Raw genomic sequence first — 20,937 nt, 5'->3', positions numbered from 1 at the left:
GGGGCTGCCGGCCCTTCGCCCGCCCTCCCCTTCCCGCTCGTCTCTCGCGGAGCCCTTGTGACCGACACCGACGTCGTACCAGCTGTGCCCGCCGATGCTGCGAAGACCGCGAGCGACCCACGACTGCGCGCATGGGTCGTCACCGCTCTGCTCGTGGTCCTCATGATGATCAACTTCGCGGACAAGTCCGTGCTCGGCCTGGCGGCCGACCCGATCCGCAAGGATCTGGGCCTGTCCGCATCCGCCTTCGGGCTCGCCAGCAGCGCCTTCTTCCTGTTGTTCTCGATCTGCGGCGCCGCGGTGGGGCTGCTCGCCGACCGCATACGCCCCAAGTGGCTGCTGCTGGGGATGGCCGTCCTGTGGTCCGTCTCCCAGGCACCCCTGGCCCTGGGCGGAGGGCTCACGGTGCTCATCGCCTCGCGCGTCCTCCTCGGCGCCGCTGAGGGGCCCGCCTTCCCTGTGGCCCAGCAGACCACCCTGTCCTGGTTCCCCAACGATCGGCGCAACCTGCCCGGGGCGCTCATCGTGCTGGGGATCACCCTGGGAGTCCTGGTCGCCGCTCCCGTACTGACCTGGGTGATCCACCACCACGGCTGGCGCTCGGCCGTCGCCGTGGTGGCGGTCGCCGGCGTGGTGTGGGCGCTGCTGTGGATCCCCTTCGGCGGAGAAGGACGGTACGGAACCGACTCGCCCGCCCTTGCCGAGGGCACCGAAACCGCAACCCGCCCGGCAGCCTGCAGGACGCCGTACCGCCGGATCCTCGCGACCCGTACCTGGATCGGTGCCACGATCGCCTACTTCGGCACCTACTGGGTCATCGCCTTCGCCCTGGTCTGGCTCCCCTCCTACCTCCATGACGGCCTGGGCTACTCCTCGGCCGGGTCCGCCCAGCTGCTGATGCTGGTCTGGGGCGTGAGCGGCATCGTGGTGCTCGGACAGGCGGGCCTGACCGGGTGGCTGCTGCGCCGCGGGACCGCAAGCCGGTGGGCCCGCGGCAGGGTCGGCGGCATCCTCATGCTCTTCGGCGCCGCGGCGTGCCTGGCCCTGCCGTGGGCCCCGGCCGGTGCCGTGACCGTCGTGCTCCTCGTCGCGGGAGTCGCACTCTCCGGAGCGATGGGCAGCGTCGCCGCCACAACCGTCGTGGAACTGGCGCCGGCCGACCGCCGCGGCGGCTCACTCGGCATCATGAACGCCGTGGTGACCACCGCCGGTCTGATCGCCCCGACGCTGATCGGGCACCTCGTGGACGCCCATGGAGCCGGGGGCTACCGGTACGCGGTCGTGATCACCGCTGCCCTGCTCCTGCTGGGCGGCCTCGCCGCCGTCACGCTGATCGACCCGGACCGCGACGCGCGCCTGCTCCGGCCCTGACGACGCGACACCGTCGTGTCCCCGGGGCGGGGGTCGGCCGCTCCTCGCACAGCGCACGGAGCACGGCCCCCGCCCGCCCTCAATCCACCTTCCACGAGGAATGACGTGAACCCCAGCGCCCTCGACACCTCTTCCCTCGACCAGGCCGTCGCAGATCTGCGCATCGGCGCCGCGTCCTGGTCCGCCACCCCGCTCACCGAACGCATCGCCCTGCTGGAGCGTCTGCTCCCGCGCGTGGCCTCCGGCGCCGCCGACCTGGCCGCTGCCGGCGCCCGCGCCAAGGGCTACGACCCCGCCTCCCCATGGGCCGCCGAGGACTGGATCGGCGGGCCATGGGCCCTGGTCCAGAACGCCGCAGCATATCTGCACGTACTACGGCGCATCGCCGCGGGAAAGGATCCGGTCGACGCCAAGGCCGTGCGAGCCCGCGACGGCCGTACCCACGTCGACGTCTTCCCCGCCACCGGCTGGGACACGCTGCTGCTCAACGGCTTCACGGCGCAGGTATGGCTTCGGCCCGGCGTCACGGTGGAGCAGGCACGCGCCCGCGCCGCGGGGGAGTACCGGGGCCGGCCGGGCCGTCCCGCGGTGGCCCTGGTACTCGGTGCCGGCAACGTCGCCGCCATCACCGCGCTCGACATCCTGCACAAGCTCTATGTCGAGGGCCAGGTCGTCATCGCCAAGATGAACCCCGTCAACGCCTATCTGCGCCCCCACTTCGAGCATCTCTTCGCCGAGTTCGTCGAACGCGACTGGGTCCGCTTCGTCGACGGAGGCGCCGCCGAGGGCGCCTACCTCACTCGCCACGAAGGCATCTCCTCCATTCACGTAACCGGCAGCGACCGCACCCACGACGCCATCGTCTGGGGCTCCGACGAGAGCGCGGCGCAGCGCCGACGCGACGACCGGCCCCTGGTCGGCAAGCCCTTCAGCAGTGAACTGGGCGGCGTCAGCCCGTGCATCGTGACCCCCGGGCCATGGAGCGACGCAGACTTCCGCTTCCAGGCCGAGCACATAGTCACCAGCAAGATGAACAACTCCGGCCACAACTGCATCGCCAGCCAGATCCTGGTCGTGCCCCGCGACTGGGACGGCACCGAGCGACTGCTGAACGAGATCCGGCGGGTGCTGCGCGCGCTGCCGCCGCGCACCGACTACTACCCAGGTGCCGAGCAGCGCCTGTCCGCCGTGCTGGCGGCCCACCCGAAGGCCGAGACCCACGGTGACGGCTGTCGGCTCCTCGTCCCCGACATCACCGACCACGACGACGTCCTGATCACGGGTGAGGTCTTCGGCAGCGCCCTCGGCGTCGTACGACTGCCCGGCGACACCCCGGCCGAATTCCTGCGCCACGCCGTCGACTTCGCCAACGACACCCTCCCCGGCACTCTCGGCGCCACCCTGATCGTCCACCCCGGGACGGAGAAGACCGACCGGGCAGCGGTCGGGAAGGCCGTCGCCGGGCTGCGGTACGGCACCCTGGGCGTCAACTGCTGGTCCGCGGTGGGCTTCCTCCTCGGCTTCACCCCCTGGGGCGCCTTCCCCGGCCACACCCGCCAGGACATCGGCAGCGGGATCGGCTTCGTGCACAACGCCTTCATGCTGGAGGACATCGAGAAGACCGTGCTGCGCGCACCCTTCACACCCGCCCCGCGCGGTCTGGTCACGGGCGACCCGTCCCTGTCCCCCCGCCCGCCGTACTTCGTCACCAACCGGACGGCGCTGGCCACGGTGGAACGCGTCACCCGCTTCACCGCAGCGCCCGGACTCCTGAAACTGCCCGCCATCTTCGCCTCCGCGCTGCGCGGCTGACCCCGCACCACCACATCCCTACGGAGATCTCATGCTCAATCTCGCCGCCATGCTCGAGAGCAGCGCCCGTGCCGTGCCGGACCGCGTCGCGGTCATCCTGGGCGACCAGCAGCTGACCTACGCTGAACTCGACGACGCCGCCTGCCGCGTGGCCGACCTGTTGCGCTCGCGCGGGATCGAGCCCGGCGAAAAGGTGGCGCTGTCCTGCCCGAACCTCCCCTGGTTCCCGATCGTCTACTACGGCATCCTCAAAGCTGGTGCGGTGGCCGTCCCGCTCAATGTGCTGCTCAAGGGCCGGGAGATCGCCTACCACCTGTCCGACTCGGAAGCCAAGGCCTACTTCTGCTTCGAAGGCACTCCCGAACTCCCCATGGGCCAGCAGGGGTGGACCGGTTTCGGTGACACCGAGAGCTGTGAGCACTTCTTCCTCATGACCGCTGCCCCCACCGAGGTGTCCCCGATCACGGGCGCCCAGACACTGACTACGGCGCTGGCCGGCCGGAGCACCGACTTCGAGACGGTCGCCACCGAAGCAGGCGACACCGCGGTCATCCTTTACACCTCCGGCACCACCGGCCGGCCGAAGGGCGCCGAACTCACTCACGCCAACGTGACGCTCAATGCGGTGACCTGCCACAAGCTGTTCGGCGAGGTCGAGCACGACGTGCACCTGATCACCCTGCCGCTCTTCCACTCCTTCGGCCAGGTCGTCCAGATGAACGCCGGCCTCGCCTCGCGGGCGACGCTGGTGCTGCTGCCGCGCTTCGACGCCCGCTCGGCCCTCGCCCTGATGCAACGCCACGCCGTCACCTTCTTCGCGGGCGTCCCCACCATGTACTGGGCCCTGCTCGAAGAGGACGCGTCCCATGTGGACCTGGAGCAGATCGCCGGGAATCTGCGGATGGCCGGCTCGGGGGGCTCGGCGCTCCCGGTCGAGATCCACCGCCGGTTCGGCGAGCGGTTCGGCGTCACCATTCTGGAGGGGTACGGCCTCTCGGAGACCAGCCCGGCGGCCACCTTCTCGCCGCGCGGCGAGAAGGTGCGCCCCGGCTCCATCGGACGTCCGGTCTGGGGCGTGGAGGTGGACCTGGTCGCCGAGGACTGGACCCCGGTCAAGGGGCCCGACGCGGTCGGCGAGATCGTCATCCGTGGGCACAACATCATGAAGGGCTACTACAACCGGCCCGAGGCGACCGCCGAGGTCATACGTAACGGCTGGTTCCGCACCGGCGACCTTGCACGCCGGGACGCCGACGGCTGGTACCACATGGTCGACCGCGCCAAGGACATGATCATCCGCGGTGGCTTCAACGTGTACCCGCGGGAGATCGAAGAGGTGCTGCTCACGCACCCCGCCGTGTCTATGGTGGCTGTCATCGGCGTACCGCACGAGCGCCACGGCGAGGAGATCAAGGCATGCGTGGTGCGTACCCCGGGTACGGAGCTCTCCGAGGAAGAACTGATCGCCTGGTGCAAGGAGGCGATGGCGGGCTACAAGTACCCCCGCATGGTGGAGTTCCTCGGTGTCCTGCCCACCAACGCCACCGGCAAGATCCTCAAGCGTGAACTCCGTGACGCGCACCGGGACCCTCTCGGCCGGCCGGTGACACGGACGGCGGACGCGGGTACCACAGAGACCCGTGTGAAGGAGGAGGCCGGATGAGCACCTCGCCTGACAGAGCCGACTACGTCGTCGTCGGAGCCGGGTCGGCCGGAGCCGCGCTCGCCGGGCGGCTGACCGAAGGCGGCACGACCTCGGTCGCTCTCCTGGAGGCGGGCGGCCCGGGCCGGAAGACCGCAGTCCGCATCCCCGCCGCCTTCTCTCAGCTCTTCAAGACCGAACTCGACTGGGACTACACGACCGTCCCGCAGACCGAACTCTCCGGGCGCCCGATCTACTGGCCCAGGGGCCGCATGCTCGGCGGCTCCTCCTCCATCAACGCCATGATGTGGGTGCGCGGGTTCGCCGCCGACTACGACGAGTGGGGCAACCTCTGCGGGCCGGACTGGTCGTGGCAGGGCCTGCTGCCGTACTTCCGCCGCATGGAAAGGATCTCAGGAGCCACCGATCCGGACCATGGACGCTCAGGGCCCATGAACATCGAGGCGCAGCGTAGCCCCAATCCGCACACCGCTGCCTTCCTCGACGCCGTCAAGGAGCTCGGCCATGCCGTCGAGCCCGCCAATACGGCCACTCCCACCGGCTTCTCCCAGACCATGGTGAGCCAGCGGGGCGGAGCGCGGTTCAGCACCGCGGACGGCTACCTCAAGCCCGCCCGCAGCCGCTCGAACCTGCGCGTCATCACGGACGCGCAGGCCACTCGGGTGCTCTTCGAGGGGCGCCGGGCGGTGGGTGTCGAGTACGTCGGCGGGGGTGTCACGCGCCAGGTACTGGCACGCCGCGAGGTCGTTCTCAGCGGGGGCGCGGTCAACACCCCGCAACTGCTCATGCTCTCCGGCATCGGCGACGCCGCTCATCTGCGCGGACTGGGGATCGATGTGCTCGTGGACGCCCCCGAGGTCGGCGCCAATCTCACCGACCACCTCATCTCCGGCCTCGCGGTCGACGCCTCGGAGAGGACACTGTTCTCCGCCGAGCGGCCCGGCGAGCTGCTGAACTACCTCGTCCGCCGCAGGGGAATGCTCACCTCCAACGTCGGCGAGGCGTACGGCTTCGTCCGCAGCCGACCCGAACTCGAACTCCCCGACATCGAAATCATCTTCGCCCCGGTGCCGTTCACCGGTGAAGGCCTCGTCAAGCCGTCCGGACACGGGGTGACGGTGGGTGCGATCCTCCTCCGGCCCCGGAGCACCGGATCGATCACCCTCGCCTCGCCGGAACCGCTCGACAAGCCGGTCATCGACCCCCGCTACCTCACGGACACGGGCGGGACCGACCGTGCGGCCATGATGGCAGGGCTCGGCGTCTGCGAGCAGATCATTGAGCGGTTCACTGCCCGGGGACTGTCCTCGGGCCGCTTCCTCATGCCCTCCGGGGGCGAGCTCGTCTCCCGCGAACGGCGTGACGCGCTTGCATTGGCCCATCACGCCCATACTCTCTATCACCCGGTCGGAACAGCCCGGATGGGCAGCGACGACGCCTCGGTCGTGGACCCGCACCTTCGCGTACGAGGGGTCGAGGGCTTGCGGGTCGCGGACGCGTCGATCATGCCGACGATCATCCGGGGCCACACCAACGCCCCTGCCGTCGTCATCGGAGAAAAGGCCGCGGATCTCCTCGGAGCGAGCTGAACCGGTAGCGGCCACGCCCCACCCGAGGGTTGAGCAGCCTCTGTTGTGACCGGGGTGGGCGCTTGCCGTCACATCAGCCGGCTTCATCGGGCCGGGCCGAGTACCTCGTCGGCGCTGCGGGGTTCGGTGCGCGGCTGCTGGTTGAGCTTGTGTCGCTCGATGGAGGACCGCCGGTAGACCTCCTTGCGAGCCCGCATGATGTTGCCCAGGGGCGCGTGCTCGGCGGTGACCCGCCAGGGCGTGAAGGACAGTGAGTCCATCTTCTCCAGGTTCTCCGGGCCTGAGATGTCCTGCTGCGGCAGCCGCAGTCTGGCCACGGTGACGGGCGGCGAAAGCTGCTCGGGCCACTCCACGGTGGTGTCCTCCACCGGCATGCGCTCCAGGTCGGTGCAGAGCTGGACCTGGATGTCGAAGGCGTAGGGGCGCTCCTGCAGTTCGGCCTGCAGGGCCGGTCGGAAGACCTCCGCCCCCGAGGCCGGGTCGATGGTGCGCCGGACCACCGCGGCGGCGAAGGACGGATCGGGGGCGATGCGCACCTTGGCGATGTAGTCCCCGTGCCGGACCGCGCCCATCGTCCAGTAACTCGACAGCAGCAGGTTCGCCGGAGGGGTCTTCGACAGGCGCAGGAAGGCGAGGAACTCGTCCCACGCCCAGTTGTCCTGGTCCAGCGTTCCCTTTCCGGTCACGAAATCGGTGAAGAAACGATGTGCGCCTCGTCGGCCCTGGGAGAAGTAGGCCGGCGCGTTCAGGAACAACTCCTGGATGAACAGGTAGTGCTCGACCGTGTTGCAGAAGAAGACCGGTCCGTTGATGTTGGCGTAGTCGAAGGTGCCCGTGTCCGGCTCGTCCTCCAGCAGGGTCGGGCCGGGGATGTCGAAGATCTTCAGGGCCAGTCCGGTGGCGGCGCCCAGTCGTGCGTCGGCTCCGGCGTGAGGCGAGCCGTTGGAGAAGCGGATGAGCGCATCGTGGGTTCCCGGAGTCGCGTAGATTCCTTGGGCATACTGGGGCGGAAGCCCGTCCAGGATCTCAACTTCGCCTCGGACCAGCCCGTAGCCCTTGGCGTGGGCGTCGCGCAGGGCTCGTCCAGTGCCACCGGCCTCGACCGACTCGGCGATGTAGCTCTCGGTCTTCTCGATCACCGTCCGCAGGTTCTGGTCGAAGTCGGGGTCATTGTCTTCGACGTCAGGCGTGTAGGAGACGAACTGTGCTGCCATGACTTCGACCTCTCCTGGGAGACCGTGGTGGGACCGCGGGGTGGGAATTGCCGTCAGTCCTCCAGTTCGGCGAGCCAGCGCAGGGCGCGCAGACCCGGTACGAAGCAGTACTCGCCGCCGCGGGTGACCACGAAGCTGGGCAGGTTCTGCAGACGGCGCCGGACCGGCCTCTCCGGGATGGTGACGCTGCCGGTTCCGTCGTGGTGCCCGGCTACCGGGTCCTTCTCGCCGGGGTAGCCGATGAAGTTGCCGTCGTTGACCCACTCGGCCTTGATGAACTCGAACTGCCGTTCCAGATGGGCTCCGAGGAAGACCCCGACCAGGCCCCGGTCGGCACCGTCGTCCTCCAGCACGCCCTCCGGCAGCGGTGGGCCGTAGGTGGTGCCGCGGCGGATGAGACGGTGCATCCGCGCATCGCCGATGATGGTGGAATCGCGGGGGTTGGTGCGCCGGATGTGCGCACCGGCGGGGCACCGGAAGCCGCGGTCGTCGTTCTCCCGGTACAGGAAGTCGTTGACGCGGTGCGGATCGGCCGCCAGCTCCGGATCATCGTGCTCCGGGGCCAGCGCCAACGGTGCACCGCTGGGCCAGCGCCCGACCAGCTTCGCCGCCAGGAGTGCCTCCTCCTCGGCGCCGGAGCTGTTGGCACGCAGGTACCGGCGCCAGGCCGCCACGTTGGTGTGGGCCTTGCGGACAGCCGCGTAGGTCCCGTTGCGCCCCAGTACATCGGGGCTGGGCATGGGCGGCAGGCTGCCGGTCTCGTCGGGGTAGCCGAGGATGAACTCACCGGCCTTGATGGGGACTTCCTGCGGGTTGGAGCCGGGCAGTCCGACGCCCTCGATGTGGGGATGGCTGATGCCGTCGCGGAATCCGAAGGTGGTGCGCCCGGTCGGGAGCTGGTGGACGTCCTGCTGCCAGATCACCTGGACACCGGGCGTGTCCTCGTACGCGACGCGGGCCCGCTCCAGCTCCCTGTCCAGCTGCGCCGCATCGGAGGAGAGAGCACTCAACGCGATGTGGACCTCGCCCGTTCCGAACGGTGGCTCCCAGTGGGCCGGTGCACTCTCGCCCACGTCACCGATCAGCTCCGCCCGAGCGGCCATGCCCTCACGGAACGCCCGCGGAAAGCTGTCCAGTGAGTCCTGGGGCACCCCCAGGGCCCTCAGCCCCTGGTAGGTGAACGCCACGGCCACCCAGGCCTCCTGGCTCCGGTCCGCGCTGGGCAGGCCACCCGAGGTCACCGGGAGCAGCCGCCGCAGCAGGGCGCGCCCGGCGTGGCGGTCATCGACGCGGAGGAAGACGAACTTTCCCTCGTAGGGCACGGGCCGTGGCCGCAGCGCCCCGCTCTGGACGTCGTCGATCTCGACGCACACGCCGGCCGTGCTGCTGCTGTCCGCGGTGTTCATGATCGCTTGTGCCTCCGCATCGGTCACTTCTTGGGCAGCCCTGGAGCGGCCGACCCGTGCCCGCCGGCGCGCTCCACCGGGTGTCGGTCCGGTTCTGAGGATGGGTTGTGTCTGTGTCGGGTTTCTAGGCCGCGGCTTCCTCCAGCAGCTTCTGGAAGGCCGGGGTGGCCACCAACTCCGCGTTGGCCGGGTTGTCCAGCGCCGCCCGGAACTCGGGGGTGTCCAGCACATCCTGGAACGCGTCGTCCACGCGCTGGTCCTTGTAGATCTGCTGAACGGTCAGATCGGGATAGGCGCTGACGAAGACCCCCGCAGGCTCCTGGTGGGCGAGGAACCAATCCTTCGCCCCTGGATCGGTGACGCCGGGGAACCCTTCGCTGTGCGAGAAGACCTGGTCGAAGCGGGCCCCGACCACCGTCTTGGCGAAGTCGTCGATGTAGGTGTCCCAGGAGCCGTCGAAGACGCTGGCAAACATGAACCGGGTGTCGTCGTCGAAGATCACGTGCCGTGCGTCATGCAGGGTGCCGATCTGGCGCACCGCCGCATGGACCTTCTCGTCATCCGCCGCGTCGGCGAGCGCTGCGAGATCCCCACGCAACGCGTCGGCCTCGCCCGCCTTGATCTTGGTGAAAACGGTGAACTCGTTGCAGACCCCATCCGTCCTGCCCGGGTGCTCAGGGTGAGCCGACTGGGTTGCACCTGCCGTCGCAGCCATCGCGAGGTCCTCCTGCCACGGATCGTTCCGAGGGGCGCCAGGCGCTCGGACATGAGGCACCGTCGCCCTCGCCTCCAAGCCTGACCCCCCACGCACCGCTTCGCACCCCCGGTTGGCCAGGTGATCACCCGCGGGATCCCCGGGAGCTCCGGAGCTCCGCCACAGCGGGATCCAGCCTGTCGAGTCCCAGGAAGGCGGCGACGCCGGTGGCCGGCAGGCCGAGGCCAGGGCCTCGGCGAACTGAAGAACTCCCGAGGACAGATCCGGAAAAGCGCAGGAAGATGGAGTCGGGACCTGCCGAGTACGCCGTCGTCACGTTCTCGGGCAGCCGCTTCCGCCTCGCCGTGAAAGACGGCGGCGCAGCCGGCTGCGCAACAACCCGTCACTTCGCCCAGGCGCCGTCCCCGCTGCAGCACAGACGGGTTCGAGCGGCGAGATGCTCAGCGGTCCGGAACGTCCGGGAGAGGTGGCGGACAGCTGCTGACCGCCGAGGAGTGCGCCGTTGTGGATCGCCACCCTGATCCCCATCTGGAGGCAACCATGGGCGCAGTTCTCGGTGACGTGCTGGGTTTCGCGGCCGCCGTCACGATCAGCCCGCTCCCGATCATCGCGATCATCCTCATACTCGCCACGCCTCGGGGACGTCTGAACGGACCGCTCTTCACCCTCGGCTGGATCCTGGGACTCTCGGTACTGGGCGCGGTGATGCTGGTAATCGCTTCCCCCGCCGGTGCTTCGGCCCACAGTCAACCTGCCACCTGGGTCGGGGCCCTCAAGCTGGCTCTGGGCGTGCTCCTCGTCCTCTTCGGTGCGCGGCAATGGCACCGCCGCCCGAAGGATCCCTCACAAGCCCGACTGCCGAAGTGGATGGGTGCGATCGACCGCCTCACGCCGGTCAAGGTCCTCGGTCTCGGACTGGCCCTGGCCGCGCTCAACGCCAAGAACGCCCCGCTGACCATCGCCGCGGCCGCCTCCATCGGCTCGGCCGGACTGCCGGTCGGGCAGCAGATCGGATCGCTGGCAATCTTCGTCCTGATCGCCACCCTCGGCCTGCTGGCCCCACTGGGAGTCTTCCTGCTCGGGGGAGAGCGAGCCAGGACCACGCTCGGCAACTGGAAGGACTGGGCAGCACAACACAATGTCGCCGTGATGGCGGCCCTGTTCTTCGTCCTCGGGCTGAAACTGCTCGGGGACGGCATCTCCATCCTCACGTCCTGACAGGCGGGGACGGGAACGAACTAACCGGCACGCTCGTGATCGATGAACGCGGTCAGCGCGTCCACAGTTGCGTCGGGCTGCTCGTCGGGAATGAAGTGTCCGGCTTGTGGGATGAAGACGCCGGTCACGTTCTCTGCCCACGGGCTGATGGAGGCGGCCATGTCGGGGATCGAGCCATGGGAGCTGGAGATTCCCAGGGCCGGGACGGTCAGGTGCCCTCGTTCGAGAGCGTCATGATTCTTACGCGCTGATTCCGCGGCGTCGCGGTAGTAGGCCAGAGATGCTCGGAGCCCACCCTCGGCCGCGATGGCGGCGGCGTAATGGTCGATCTCGGAGCCGTCGAACGTGTTCGGCGACAGAGCTTTGACCTTCAGGAACCAGCCGACATAGTCACGCTCGCGGCCGGTGAGCAGAGTCTCGGGCAGTTCGGGCACCAGGTGGAACGCGAAGTGCCAGGTCTTCCAGGCCCGGTCGGGATCCGTCGGGATGGAGTCCGGGAGGGTGATTCCGGGAATGCCGGCGTCAAGCAGAGCGACGCCATGCAGGCGCTCTTCGTACTTCAGGGCCAGCGAGAAGGCAACCCAGGCCCCGATGTCGTGGGCGACGAGCCAGTACTTCGGCACGTCGAGCGCGGTCAGCGCAGCCTGGACACGCGAGGCGACGGTGTGCGTGTCGTAGTCCCCTTGAGGGCGGTCGGAGTGGCCCTGCCCCGGCAGGTCGATCGCGATCACGTGGAATCGCTCGCCAAGGCCCGGCATCACCTTTCGCCAGGCCCACCAGGTCTGCGGGAATCCGGCGAGCAGGACGACGGTGGGACCGGCCGACCGGCCGCCTTCCACGGTGTGAAGTCGGATTCCTTCCGCGTCGACCCAGCGGTGAGTGAAACCCGCAAGGTCGTGCAGCGGCAACCCGGGGACCGGGTTCTGGCCGCAGGAGCGGTCCGGGGCTATGGCGTCGTCGGTCATGTCCTGAGCCTACTCCATCTTGGACTGACCAGTTCAAGATAGGATGGGCAGGGCAACAACGACTGGTCCAAGAACGAGGTGCATGCGCGATGGCCGGGAAGAAGCAGTTCGACGTGGGCATCGTGCTCGACGCGGCGATGGTCCAGTTCTGGCAGGCCGGATATGCCGACACGTCTCTCGACGACCTCTCCAGGACGACCGGATTGAACCGCAGTTCCATCTACTCCTCGTTCGGCGACAAGGACGCGCTCTATCTGCGCTGCCTGGACCGCTACGCCGCGCGGTACGGAAACAGGTACGACCAGGCGCTTTCACGTGCGTCCGAGGAACCGCTCCAGGCGGTACGGGCGTTCTTCGAGGTCACCCTGCAGCGTATCGCCGACCCCGACGTACCTGATGGATGTCTGATCGCCCAGACCGCGATGGCGACACCGGTGCTCAGCCCTGCCATCGCCGCACGCGCGATCGAAGCTCTGGGCTTTCAGCATGCGCGGCTGCGGACCGCCTTGAACGCCGCGAAGTTGACCGAGGTCGATGCCGACGACTTCGCGGTTCACATCATGGCGGTCAACCAGTCGCTGGCCGTGATGAGCAGGACCGGTGCGAGCCAGAAGCAGCTCCGCACGGTCATCGACATCAGCATGAGCGCGCTCTCGCACGCCTTGCATGCCCGGAGCGGGGACATTCCGGTGTGCAAGCGAGTAAGCCCATGACAGAGCTGAAAGACGAGAACTCCCTGGTCAGCCCAGCTGTAGCAGCCATCGGCCCGCCGTCACGCCGCCCCTGACGCCCGCCGCCCCTTGTAGTTGATCTTCATCGTGTCCATGTCCGTGGTCGTGCAGCGCAGGTCGCGGAAGCCGTAGCCGTGCTCCTTCAGCGCCGTCTCCGCCCGGTCCTCGGCGATCGCCGACGCCATCTCCTCGCCGTCCTCGGCGTCCGAGACGACCACGTACCGGAAGCTGAAGTGCTTGAGCACCTTGTCGTAGGTGAGCGACCCCTCCTCGGTGAACTGCATCGCCGCCAGGCCGTGCTGCTCCACCTCGGCCAGCAGCCGGGCTCGGGCGTCGTCCGTCAGCCCGTCCCACGTGCCGCGCACGATCACCCGGTAGGTGTGCTGGGTACTCATCCTGTTCTGCCGCCTTCGTCGTACAAGTCGTTGAGGACCCAGGCTACGACGGCGAGGATGCCGGGCATGCGGAATATCGTGGTCGTCGACGCCCGTCCAACCTGGGGCTGCTGCCGGCGCAGCGTGCCGACGTGCTCGACTCCGCCGTCGTGCCCGCCGTCGACGGTCCCGAGGACGACGGACTGCTCCCCGACGAACTGGGCCCGCTGCTGCGTGCCTTCGTCCGTTCGCCCCGCTGCGTCGGTCTCGACGTCACGGTGTACGACCCCGACCTCGACCCGGACGGCACCGCCGGGGCGCTGCTCACCGATCCGATCGTGGCGGCTTTTGCCGAAGACTGACGGCTGCGCCCCTGGTCGGGGCGGCTTCCAGCGTGTTCCATGGTCAACGGGGGGCGCCCGGACCTGCGGCGGCCCGCGCGAGGGAGCGAGGTTGCCTTGGCCACGACCGTACGACGTGCCGTACTGACTCTGCCCGCCGCACCGCTGGGTCCGGAGAATCCATTGCCGGCGCTGCGGCCGCTCGACGAGATGCATGTCGTCGACGACCGCGACCGGTCCGCTCTGCCGCGCGACATGGCACGGCAGCTCGGCTACGAGCCGCTCGGCACCGTTCTGCCCGTGCGCATACTCGACGGGTACGGCCGCCGGCGCACCCCCATGGACCTGGACGCGGTCGTCATCGAGAACGACCGGCTGCGGGCCACCGTGCTGCCGGGGCTCGGCGGCCGGATCCACTCCCTCCACCACAAGCCGACCGGTCGCGAACTGCTCTACACCAACCCCGTCCTGCAGCCCGCCGACTTCGCGCTGAACGGCGCCTGGTTCTCCGGCGGCATCGAGTGGAACATCGGTGCGACCGGCCACACCACCCTGTCCTGCGCCCCGGTGCACGCGGCGCGCGTCACGGCCCCCGACGGCGGCGAGATGGTCCGCCTGTGGGAGTGGGAGCGGCTGCGCGACCTGCCGTTCCAGGTGGACCTGTGGCTGCCGGAGGACTCCGACTTCCTCCACGTCGGGGTGCGCATACGGAACCCGCACGAGCACACCGCGCCGGTCTACTGGTGGTCCAACATCGCCGTCCCCGAGGATGCGCGGACCAGGGTCCTGGCCCCCGCCGACGAGGCCTGGCACTTCGGTTACGAGCGGACCCTGACCCGGGTTCCCGTCCCGGAGACCGGCTCCGTCGACCGCACGTACCCGCTGCGCAGCGACTTCCCCGCCGACTACTTCTACGAGGTCCCCGACGGCGCCCGCCGCTGGATCGCCTCCCTCGACGAGGAGGGGCGCGGACTCGTCCAGACCTCCACCGACCTGCTGCGCGGACGCAAGCTCTTCGTCTGGGGCAGCGGGCCCGGAGGGCGCCGGTGGCAACAGTGGCTCACCGAACCCGGCACCGTCGGCTACGCGGAGATCCAGGCCGGACTCGCCCGTACCCAGCTGGAGCACATCCCGCTCGAACCCGGCGCGGAGTTCAGCTGGCTGGAGTCGTACGGTCCGCTGTCCACCGACCCGCGGACCGTGCACGGGGACGACTGGGCGGCGGCTCGCGCCGAGACCGAACAGCGGCTGGCCGACGCCCTGCCGCGGGCGGATGTCGACGCCGCGTACGCGGCCTGGCGCCCGTACGCCGACACCGAGCCCGGCGAGTCCCTCGCCACCGGCTCCGGATGGGGCGCCCTCGAAGTTCGTCGCGCCGGATACAAGCTCCCGGGCACCCCGTTCGCCGAGTCCACGCTCGGCGAGGAGCAGGCGCCCTGGCTGGACCTGCTCGACCAGGGCGGTTTCCCGCAGCCGCGCCGTGTGACGCCGCCCGGCCCGTCGCTCGTCTCCGCGCACTGGCGCGACATGCTGGAGACGGCGGACGCCGAGCCTCTCACCGAGTACCACCTGGGCGTCGCCCAGTGGCACGCCGGTGACCGCGCCCAGGCCGTCCGCAGCTGGGAACGCGGTCTCGCGCTCGCCCCGTCCCGCTGGCCGCTGCTGCGCTGCCTCGCCGTCGCAGCCGAGGAGAGCGGCCAGTGCGAGCGGGCCGCCGACCACTACATCGAGGCGTTCGACGACCTGTGCGCGGAACGCCGGGACGACGGGGACGCCTGGACAGCCGCCACGGCGGCCCTCGGCCGTGAGGCGATCGAGGCGCTGCTTGCCGCCGGACGGACCGGGGAAGCCCGTACGGTCTGGTCCGGACTGCTGCCGGCGATCCGGCGACGCGGCCGGTTCCTCCTGCTGGAGGCCCGGTTGCTGATCGCCGAGGGTGACCTCGCTGCGGCCCGTGCCGTCTTCGACGAGGGTCTCGAGGTCGCGGACCTGCGGGAGGGGGCGGAGATCCTGGACGAGGTCTGGTCCGCGATCACCGACGAGCCGCTGCCCGATGTCTACAACTACCGTATGCGGCCCAGGAACTGACAGGAGCGAGCCGAGGAGTGAGCCGCGCGTCGCCGCCCGGGTGTCCAGCGGGTCCGGCGGGGAGGATCATGCCCCGCCGGACCGCGCCGACATGTGGGACCGGAACCCGCCGGTTCAGACCGGCGGGTTCCGGTCGACGTACTCGAAGACCGAGCCGTCCGGATGGACGGCTATCAGATTCCGTCCGACCGGGGTCGGCACCGGACCCGCGATGACCCGGGCGCCGACGCGGACAAGGGCCTCGTGGGCGTCGTCGACGTTCTTCACCGCGATCGTCGCCGTCACCCTGCGCAGGATCTCCAACTCCGACTCGGGACCGCTCATCAGCAGAAAGCAACTGATCGCGGCGACCGAGACCCCGCCGCGCTCGAAGCGCAGCGCCGGACGTGCCGTGAGGTCCTCGTAGAAGGCCACCGCGGCCTCCAGGTCGTCGACGCAGATACGCAGCGTGGTTCCCAGAATTTCCATGCCGAACAGGGTAGTTGGCGGGTTTGGGTCATGTGATCCAATCCGGTCGCCGGGTCGCGGGCGCACACCGCCCCGGCCGCTTCGGACGCGGCACGGTCAGGCGCGGCAGAGCACCTCGCCGTGCGGGACCATGAACCACGCGTCGTCGTGCTCGCCCCAGGTGCGCCAGGCCGCGGCGATCTCCTCGAGCTGCCCGGAGGCGGTGTGGCCGCCGTCGACGGCCAGCTTTGCGTACCCCGAGCTGACCGTACGGTCCGCCCACAGCCCGCTCCACCACGCACGGCTCTCCGGGGTGGCGTAACACCAGGAGCCGGCGGACGGGGTGATGTCCGTGAACCCGGCCTGTCGCGCCCAGGAGAGCAGCCGCCTGCCCGCGTCCGGCTCGCCGCCGTTGGCACGCGCCACCCTTCTGTACAGCTCCAGCCAGGTGTCCATGACCGGGGCTTGCGGGTACCAGGCCATCGCCGCGTAGTCGCTGTCGCGGGCCGCCACGATGCCGCCGGGACGGCAGACCCGCCGCATCTCGCGCAGCGCCTGTACCGGATCGCCCACATGCTGGAGCACCTGATGGGCGTGGACGACGTCGAAGGAGTCGTCGGGGAAGTCCAGCGCGTGCACATCGGCGATGGCGAACTCGACATTTTCCAGGCCGCGTTCGGCGGCCTCCGCGGCCGCCTGGTCCAGGATCTCCCGGGTGGTGTCGACTCCGGTGACCCGGCCGGGGGCGACCAGCGCGGCCAGGTCCGCGGTGATGGTTCCGGGACCGCATCCGACATCCAGCACCGCCATGCCGGGGCGGAGTTCGCCGGTCAGGTAGGCCGCGGAATTGGCGGCGGTGCGCCAACGGTGCGAACGCAGCACGGACTCGTGGTGCCCGTGGGTGTAGACCGCGGTTTCCTTCGGCATGGCTGTGCGTCCTCTCTCGGAGCGTGATGCGAAGCGCTGAGCGATGCCCCAACCGTACGCCGACATGTCGAATGATGAGATACGCGTCTTGCTATATGGACCTCGCTTCTGCGGTCACACCTGCATCGGGCAGTAGACGGTCAGTGCCTCCGTAAGTTTGTCGATCACCAACTCGCGCTGGCTGTGGGCCACTTCGCCGTCGTAGGCGTAGGGCGTCCCCGGGGTCAGGCCGGCGATCCGTACCCTGCGGCGGCGTACCGCGGCATGCACGGGGGAGCGGGTCAACGGGCCCGCGAACGCCGCCGCGAGGAGGCGCAGGCCGGGTGTGCGGCCGCCGTGCACGACCCGGACGTCCAGCAGCCCGTCCGCGAGGTTGTGGCGCCGGCCCGGGGCCGGTCCCACTCGCTGGAACAGCCCGTTGCCCACGAAGAGCAGCCACAACGGCCGCCTCCTGCCCTGCAGTTCCGCCTCCAGTGGACGCTCTCCGCGCAGGACCTGCAGCGCGGCGAGGACGCCTGCCGGCCAGCCGCCGATCCGTGGCGACCAGCGCTCCCGCGTCCGGACCAGTTCCGGATAGGCGCCCAGGCTGAAGGCGTTGAGGAAATATCCGTCCGCACCCCCGGGCCCGCCGGGTCCCGGCCGGAAGCGGCCCAGGTCCACCCGCACCGCATCACCCGCGGCGAGCGCCTTGCACACGTCGTCCACCGTCTCGATGCCCAGGTCGTACGCGAAGTGGTTGAGGGTGCCGCCGGGGAACACCGCCAACGGCACGCCGTGCGTGGCGGCGACGGCCGCCGCGCTGTTCACCGTTCCGTCACCCCCGCAGATTCCGAGCGCCCGGCCTTCTTCGGCCGCCTTCTCCAGTTCCTCGGAGAGCTCTCCGGGCGCGCACTCCACCACCTCGGCCAGCGGTAGCGCGTCCCGTACCAGCGCGGCCGTGGCGGTGGCGGTGCCGGACTCCTGATTGACGACGACCACCAGGCCCCGGCCGCCCGGCAGGGCGGGTGCGTGAGCGGGTGGTCTACCCGGTGCGGGCAGCTGTCCACGCGTCGGCACGACACCGCGCAGTGCGAACGCGGCTCCTATGCCGAGCGCGGCACCGGCCAGTACATCACTCGGATAGTGGACCCCCGTGTAGACGCGGGAGGCGGCGACGGACAGTGCGACCGGGGCGACGACCGCACCCCAGCCCTTCGATTCGAGAGCCACGCCCGTCGCGAAGGCGGCCGCCGACGCGGCATGCCCGGACGGGAAGGAGGTGGTGAACGGCTGGCGTGTGAGACGCCGTATCACCGGAACGGTGTCGAGTACCGGACGCTCCCTGCGCACCATCCCCTTCCCCACGGTGTTGATCGCGGCCGAGGCCACCGCCAGGGAGGCGACGCCGCGGAGCGCGGCGCGCCGGGCCCGGGCACTGCCGCCGAGCGCCGCCATGCCGGCCGCGGCGCCGAACCACAGCAGCCCGTGGTCGGCGCTGCGGCTCAGCCGGGGCAGCACGGGGCCGGCGCCGGGCCAGCGCCGGACGGCCAGCCCGCGGAAGACGGTGAGATCGCGCTGGTGCAGCCAGCCGCGGAGTCCGGCGGGCGACAGGGCGGAGGATGCGTTGTTCGGTGATGACATGGGACTGCGGATACCCCTTTCGGCCACGCCGAAGCAGCGGACGCGCTCGCACGCGGCTCTCCGGGCGGAGACAGTGGTCGTATGACATCTCACTCCTCCTCCGCCGGTGATCTGCTCGACCGCCACGCCGAGGCGCTCCAGCTCTTCACGGACCGGGTGCACGCCGTGCGCGACGACCAGTGGTCCGCCCCGACGCCGTGCACCGAGTGGTCCGTCCGCGATCTGGTCGCCCATCTCACATCCGAGCAGCTCTGGGTTCCCGCGCTGGTGACGCAGGGCCTTACCGTGGCCGCAGTCGGCGACGCCCATGACGGTGATCCGCTGGGCGGTGAACCCGTCGCCGCGTGGGACCGTGCGGCCGCCGGGGCGCGCGAGGCTTTCGCGGCGCCGGGTGCGCTGCAGCGGACCGTGAATCTGTCGTACGGGGACACCGCCGCCGACGCTTACTGCGCGCAGATGGTGAGCGACGCGGTGGTGCACGCCTGGGACCTGGCCCGCGCGATCGGCGTCGACGAACGGCTCCCGCAGCCCCTGGTCGATTTCGTCCGGCGCGAGGTCGCACCGTATGTGAAGGAGCTGTCGCAGACCGGCCTGTTCGCCCCGCCCGTCAGGACTGCGAAGGATGCCGACGCGCAGACCGAGCTGCTCGCGATGCTCGGACGCCGCATCTGACATAGCGGAACACAACGGGCAGATCGCCGTTTCCTGGGGACATTTGGCCACGTCACCGGCATTGCCGTGGCAAGTGCACTGCGATTAGCCTGTGTTCGCTATTCCGGTCACTGGTCGGAGTGTCGAACGCGAGAGGTGGGTGCACGACCATGGGGCGACTCGTCCCTGCGGTGACGCGGGCCCTGGATGTACTCGAACTCTTCCTCCAGAGCGATGGGACGCTCTCCGCACCGGAGGTCACCCGCAGGCTCCAGCTGCCGCGCACCACCGTCCATGAGCTGCTCACCACCCTGGCCGCCCGCTCATACCTGGTGACGGTCCCGGGACAGCCCGGCCGCTACCGCCTCGGAGTCCGGACCTATCAGCTCGGCAGTCGGTACGCCGAGCAGCTCGACCTCGCGGCCGAGGGGCAGCAGGTGGCCCGCGAGGTCGCCGAGACCTGCGGCGAGACGGTCCATGTGGCGATCCTGGAGGACGCCGACGTCATCTACATCGCCAAGGTGGATTCCACCCACGCGGTCCGGATGGTCTCGGCGGCCGGACGGAGGCTGCCCGCCCACTGCACCTCCGTCGGCAAGCTGCTGCTCGCCGCGCTGCCCGACCGGGAGCTCGACGCCAGGCTCGACGGGCGCGAGCTGACCGGCATGACACCCAACAGCATCACGGACGCCACCGAGCTGCGGAGGGCGCTCGACACCGTCCGGGAGCGGGGCATCGCGGTGGAGCACCGCGAGTCCAACCCCGATGTGAGCTGCGTCGCGGCGCCGGTACGCGACCGGTCGGGCCGGATCGTCGCCGCGCTCTCCATCTCCGTGCCGGTGATCCGCTGGACGGAGCAGCGCGAGGAGGAGCTGGCGGCCCTGGCGGCCGGCGGCGCCGAGGCCCTCTCCGCCCGCCTCGGACACCACACGAGGGGGAAGTGATGACGGGGACGCGCCTCGAAGTGGCCGTGCGGGAGCACGCCGAGCTCGGTGAGGGGCCGACCTGGGACCTGGCGTCCGGTCGGCTGATCTGGGTCGACATCCTCTCCGCCCGCGTCCACACGTACGACCCGGCGAACGGGCGCCGGACGGTCATGGCCACCGAACAGCACGTCGGCGCGGCGAAACCGCGGGCCGGCGGCGGCCTCGTGGTCAATCTGCGCGACGGTGTCGGCCTGTACGACCGCGACGGCGCGTTCCGCTGGCTGGTGCACGACCCGGAGCCCGGACGGCGGGGCAACGACGCGGCGGTCGCGCCCGACGGGGCGCTCTGGGTGGGCACCATGCGCTACGACGCGGCGGAGGGCGGTGGCAGCCTCACCCGGGTGGCACCCGACGGTACGGCCACCCCGGTCCTGCCCGAGGTCGCCATCAGCAACGGCACCGGCTGGAGCCCGGACGGTACCCGCCTCTACTACATCGACACCCCGACACAGCGCGTCGACGTCTTCGACTTCGATGGTGAACACGCCGTGAACCGGCGTACGTTCGCCGTCATCGAGAACGGATCGGGCTCCCCGGACGGGCTGACCGTCGACGCCGAAGGAGGCGTCTGGGTCGCGCTGTGGGACGGCGCCGCGCTGCGCCGCTACACCGCGGACGGTGCGCTGGACCGGACCGTCCGCCTTCCCGTACGGCGGCCGACGGCCTGTGCGTTCGGCGGTCCGGACCTTCGCGACCTGTACATATCCACGGCCCGGACGGGGATCGGCTCCCCGCACCCGCTGTCCGGTTCACTGCTCGTGCTGCCGGATGCCGGCCAGGGAATGCCGGGGACGGCCTTCGCGGGCTGAGAAGGGCCCG

The 20,937-nt window shown here is 70.1% G+C and carries 18 protein-coding genes and 1 pseudogene; 11 read left to right on the top strand and 8 right to left on the bottom strand.

Annotated elements, in window-relative coordinates; genetic code table 11:
* Positions 1 to 57: 57 nt before the first annotated feature.
* From ACFVXE_RS00890 to ACFVXE_RS00875, 4 genes are all read left to right on the top strand, one after another.
* A complete protein-coding gene (locus tag ACFVXE_RS00890) occupies positions 58 to 1,371 on the top strand; it encodes an MFS transporter (RefSeq protein WP_389667849.1) in 1,314 nt (437 codons plus the stop codon).
* A 105-nt stretch (positions 1,372 to 1,476) separates the two neighbouring features.
* Positions 1,477 to 3,183 (top strand): aldehyde dehydrogenase family protein, encoded by a 1,707-nt coding sequence (locus ACFVXE_RS00885; protein ID WP_389667847.1) that lies wholly within the window; start codon positions 1,477 to 1,479, stop codon positions 3,181 to 3,183.
* Between the two features lie 31 nt (positions 3,184 to 3,214).
* Positions 3,215 to 4,846 carry a long-chain fatty acid--CoA ligase gene (locus tag ACFVXE_RS00880; RefSeq protein ID WP_389667845.1) on the top strand — a complete coding sequence of 544 codons (1,632 nt, stop codon included), beginning with the start codon at positions 3,215 to 3,217 and terminating at the stop codon, positions 4,844 to 4,846.
* Entirely contained in the window at positions 4,843 to 6,435 is a 1,593-nt protein-coding gene (locus tag ACFVXE_RS00875; protein ID WP_389667843.1) for a GMC family oxidoreductase, read from the top strand. Before ACFVXE_RS00880 ends, ACFVXE_RS00875 begins: the two co-directional genes overlap by 4 nt.
* An 83-nt stretch (positions 6,436 to 6,518) precedes the next feature.
* Here the strand turns inward: ACFVXE_RS00875 and ACFVXE_RS00870 are convergent, their stop codons facing one another.
* From ACFVXE_RS00870 to ACFVXE_RS00860, 3 genes are all read right to left on the bottom strand, one after another.
* The gene (locus ACFVXE_RS00870) at positions 6,519 to 7,649 is read right to left on the bottom strand and encodes a catalase family protein (protein WP_389667841.1); all 1,131 of its coding nucleotides are present in this window, start codon (positions 7,647 to 7,649) and stop codon (positions 6,519 to 6,521) included.
* A gap of 53 nt (positions 7,650 to 7,702) precedes the next feature.
* Entirely contained in the window at positions 7,703 to 9,055 is a 1,353-nt protein-coding gene (locus tag ACFVXE_RS00865) for a Dyp-type peroxidase (protein ID WP_389667839.1), read from the bottom strand.
* A 124-nt stretch (positions 9,056 to 9,179) separates the two neighbouring features.
* Positions 9,180 to 9,770, bottom strand: coding sequence for a hypothetical protein (locus ACFVXE_RS00860; RefSeq protein ID WP_389667838.1), 591 nt, complete (start codon positions 9,768 to 9,770; stop codon positions 9,180 to 9,182).
* 540 nt (positions 9,771 to 10,310) lie between these two features.
* Here ACFVXE_RS00860 and ACFVXE_RS00855 point away from each other — a divergent pair.
* Positions 10,311 to 10,988, top strand: coding sequence for a GAP family protein (locus ACFVXE_RS00855; RefSeq protein WP_389667836.1), 678 nt, complete (start codon positions 10,311 to 10,313; stop codon positions 10,986 to 10,988).
* 20 nt (positions 10,989 to 11,008) lie between these two features.
* On the opposite strand, the gene ACFVXE_RS00850 is transcribed toward ACFVXE_RS00855, so the two are convergent.
* The gene (locus tag ACFVXE_RS00850) at positions 11,009 to 11,953 is read right to left on the bottom strand and encodes an alpha/beta fold hydrolase (RefSeq protein WP_389667834.1); all 945 of its coding nucleotides are present in this window, start codon (positions 11,951 to 11,953) and stop codon (positions 11,009 to 11,011) included.
* Between the two features lie 89 nt (positions 11,954 to 12,042).
* On the opposite strand from ACFVXE_RS00850, the gene ACFVXE_RS00845 reads away from it, so the two are divergent.
* Positions 12,043 to 12,666, top strand: a complete 624-nt coding sequence (locus ACFVXE_RS00845) for a TetR/AcrR family transcriptional regulator (protein WP_389667832.1) — start codon at positions 12,043 to 12,045, stop codon at positions 12,664 to 12,666.
* Between the two features lie 59 nt (positions 12,667 to 12,725).
* On the opposite strand, the gene ACFVXE_RS00840 is transcribed toward ACFVXE_RS00845, so the two are convergent.
* On the bottom strand, positions 12,726 to 13,079 hold the full coding sequence (locus tag ACFVXE_RS00840; RefSeq protein ID WP_389667831.1) for a DUF6204 family protein: 354 nt from the start codon (positions 13,077 to 13,079) through the stop codon (positions 12,726 to 12,728).
* Positions 13,080 to 13,204: 125 nt separating this feature from the next.
* Between ACFVXE_RS00840 and ACFVXE_RS00835 the strand changes: the two are divergent.
* Together ACFVXE_RS00835 and ACFVXE_RS00830 are read left to right on the top strand one after the other, a co-directional pair.
* Positions 13,205 to 13,420: pseudogene (locus ACFVXE_RS00835) on the top strand (arginase family protein); the annotation flags it as partial.
* Positions 13,421 to 13,516: 96 nt separating this feature from the next.
* Complete coding sequence (locus tag ACFVXE_RS00830; protein ID WP_389667829.1) at positions 13,517 to 15,487, top strand: DUF5107 domain-containing protein; 1,971 nt, start codon at positions 13,517 to 13,519, stop codon at positions 15,485 to 15,487.
* 114 nt (positions 15,488 to 15,601) lie between these two features.
* Here ACFVXE_RS00830 and ACFVXE_RS00825 read toward each other — a convergent pair whose 3' ends face one another.
* The 3 genes from ACFVXE_RS00825 to ACFVXE_RS00815 all read right to left on the bottom strand — a co-directional run bounded on the left by ACFVXE_RS00825 (position 15,602) and on the right by ACFVXE_RS00815 (position 18,481).
* Positions 15,602 to 15,955, bottom strand: a complete 354-nt coding sequence (locus ACFVXE_RS00825) for a VOC family protein (protein WP_389667828.1) — start codon at positions 15,953 to 15,955, stop codon at positions 15,602 to 15,604.
* 96 nt (positions 15,956 to 16,051) lie between these two features.
* Positions 16,052 to 16,861 (bottom strand): methyltransferase domain-containing protein, encoded by an 810-nt coding sequence (locus ACFVXE_RS00820; RefSeq protein ID WP_389667826.1) that lies wholly within the window; start codon positions 16,859 to 16,861, stop codon positions 16,052 to 16,054.
* A 114-nt stretch (positions 16,862 to 16,975) separates the two neighbouring features.
* Positions 16,976 to 18,481 (bottom strand): bifunctional phosphatase PAP2/diacylglycerol kinase family protein, encoded by a 1,506-nt coding sequence (locus ACFVXE_RS00815; RefSeq protein WP_389667824.1) that lies wholly within the window; start codon positions 18,479 to 18,481, stop codon positions 16,976 to 16,978.
* Positions 18,482 to 18,562: 81 nt separating this feature from the next.
* On the opposite strand from ACFVXE_RS00815, the gene ACFVXE_RS00810 reads away from it, so the two are divergent.
* The 3 genes from ACFVXE_RS00810 to ACFVXE_RS00800 all read left to right on the top strand — a co-directional run bounded on the left by ACFVXE_RS00810 (position 18,563) and on the right by ACFVXE_RS00800 (position 20,927).
* Positions 18,563 to 19,153, top strand: a complete 591-nt coding sequence (locus ACFVXE_RS00810; protein WP_389667822.1) for a TIGR03086 family metal-binding protein — start codon at positions 18,563 to 18,565, stop codon at positions 19,151 to 19,153.
* A gap of 149 nt (positions 19,154 to 19,302) precedes the next feature.
* Entirely contained in the window at positions 19,303 to 20,076 is a 774-nt protein-coding gene (locus ACFVXE_RS00805; protein ID WP_389667820.1) for an IclR family transcriptional regulator, read from the top strand.
* Entirely contained in the window at positions 20,076 to 20,927 is an 852-nt protein-coding gene (locus tag ACFVXE_RS00800; RefSeq protein WP_389667818.1) for an SMP-30/gluconolactonase/LRE family protein, read from the top strand. Before ACFVXE_RS00805 ends, ACFVXE_RS00800 begins: the two co-directional genes overlap by 1 nt.
* Positions 20,928 to 20,937 lie beyond the last annotated feature (10 nt).

This window comes from Streptomyces sp. NPDC058231, from assembly GCF_042882275.1.
GTDB lineage: Bacteria > Actinomycetota > Actinomycetes > Streptomycetales > Streptomycetaceae > Streptomyces.
This window is presented reverse-complemented; position numbering and strand designations above follow the sequence as displayed.

What these genes read in the sequence shown, in the direction of transcription:
- ACFVXE_RS00880 (WP_389667845.1), top strand. Translation starts at nt 3,215, where the DNA reads ATGCTCAATCTCGCCGCCATGCTCGAGAGCAGCGCCCGTGCCGTGCCG.
- ACFVXE_RS00875 (WP_389667843.1), top strand. Translation starts at nt 4,843, where the DNA reads ATGAGCACCTCGCCTGACAGAGCCGACTACGTCGTCGTCGGAGCCGGG.
- ACFVXE_RS00870 (WP_389667841.1), bottom strand. Translation starts at nt 7,649, where the DNA reads ATGGCAGCACAGTTCGTCTCCTACACGCCTGACGTCGAAGACAATGAC.
- ACFVXE_RS00865 (WP_389667839.1), bottom strand. Translation starts at nt 9,055, where the DNA reads ATGAACACCGCGGACAGCAGCAGCACGGCCGGCGTGTGCGTCGAGATC.
- ACFVXE_RS00860 (WP_389667838.1), bottom strand. Translation starts at nt 9,770, where the DNA reads ATGGCTGCGACGGCAGGTGCAACCCAGTCGGCTCACCCTGAGCACCCG.
- ACFVXE_RS00855 (WP_389667836.1), top strand. Translation starts at nt 10,311, where the DNA reads ATGGGCGCAGTTCTCGGTGACGTGCTGGGTTTCGCGGCCGCCGTCACG.
- ACFVXE_RS00850 (WP_389667834.1), bottom strand. Translation starts at nt 11,953, where the DNA reads ATGACCGACGACGCCATAGCCCCGGACCGCTCCTGCGGCCAGAACCCG.
- ACFVXE_RS00845 (WP_389667832.1), top strand. Translation starts at nt 12,043, where the DNA reads ATGGCCGGGAAGAAGCAGTTCGACGTGGGCATCGTGCTCGACGCGGCG.
- ACFVXE_RS00840 (WP_389667831.1), bottom strand. Translation starts at nt 13,079, where the DNA reads ATGAGTACCCAGCACACCTACCGGGTGATCGTGCGCGGCACGTGGGAC.
- ACFVXE_RS00825 (WP_389667828.1), bottom strand. Translation starts at nt 15,955, where the DNA reads ATGGAAATTCTGGGAACCACGCTGCGTATCTGCGTCGACGACCTGGAG.
- ACFVXE_RS00820 (WP_389667826.1), bottom strand. Translation starts at nt 16,861, where the DNA reads ATGCCGAAGGAAACCGCGGTCTACACCCACGGGCACCACGAGTCCGTG.
- ACFVXE_RS00815 (WP_389667824.1), bottom strand. Translation starts at nt 18,481, where the DNA reads ATGTCATCACCGAACAACGCATCCTCCGCCCTGTCGCCCGCCGGACTC.
- ACFVXE_RS00810 (WP_389667822.1), top strand. Translation starts at nt 18,563, where the DNA reads ATGACATCTCACTCCTCCTCCGCCGGTGATCTGCTCGACCGCCACGCC.
- ACFVXE_RS00805 (WP_389667820.1), top strand. Translation starts at nt 19,303, where the DNA reads ATGGGGCGACTCGTCCCTGCGGTGACGCGGGCCCTGGATGTACTCGAA.
- ACFVXE_RS00800 (WP_389667818.1), top strand. Translation starts at nt 20,076, where the DNA reads ATGACGGGGACGCGCCTCGAAGTGGCCGTGCGGGAGCACGCCGAGCTC.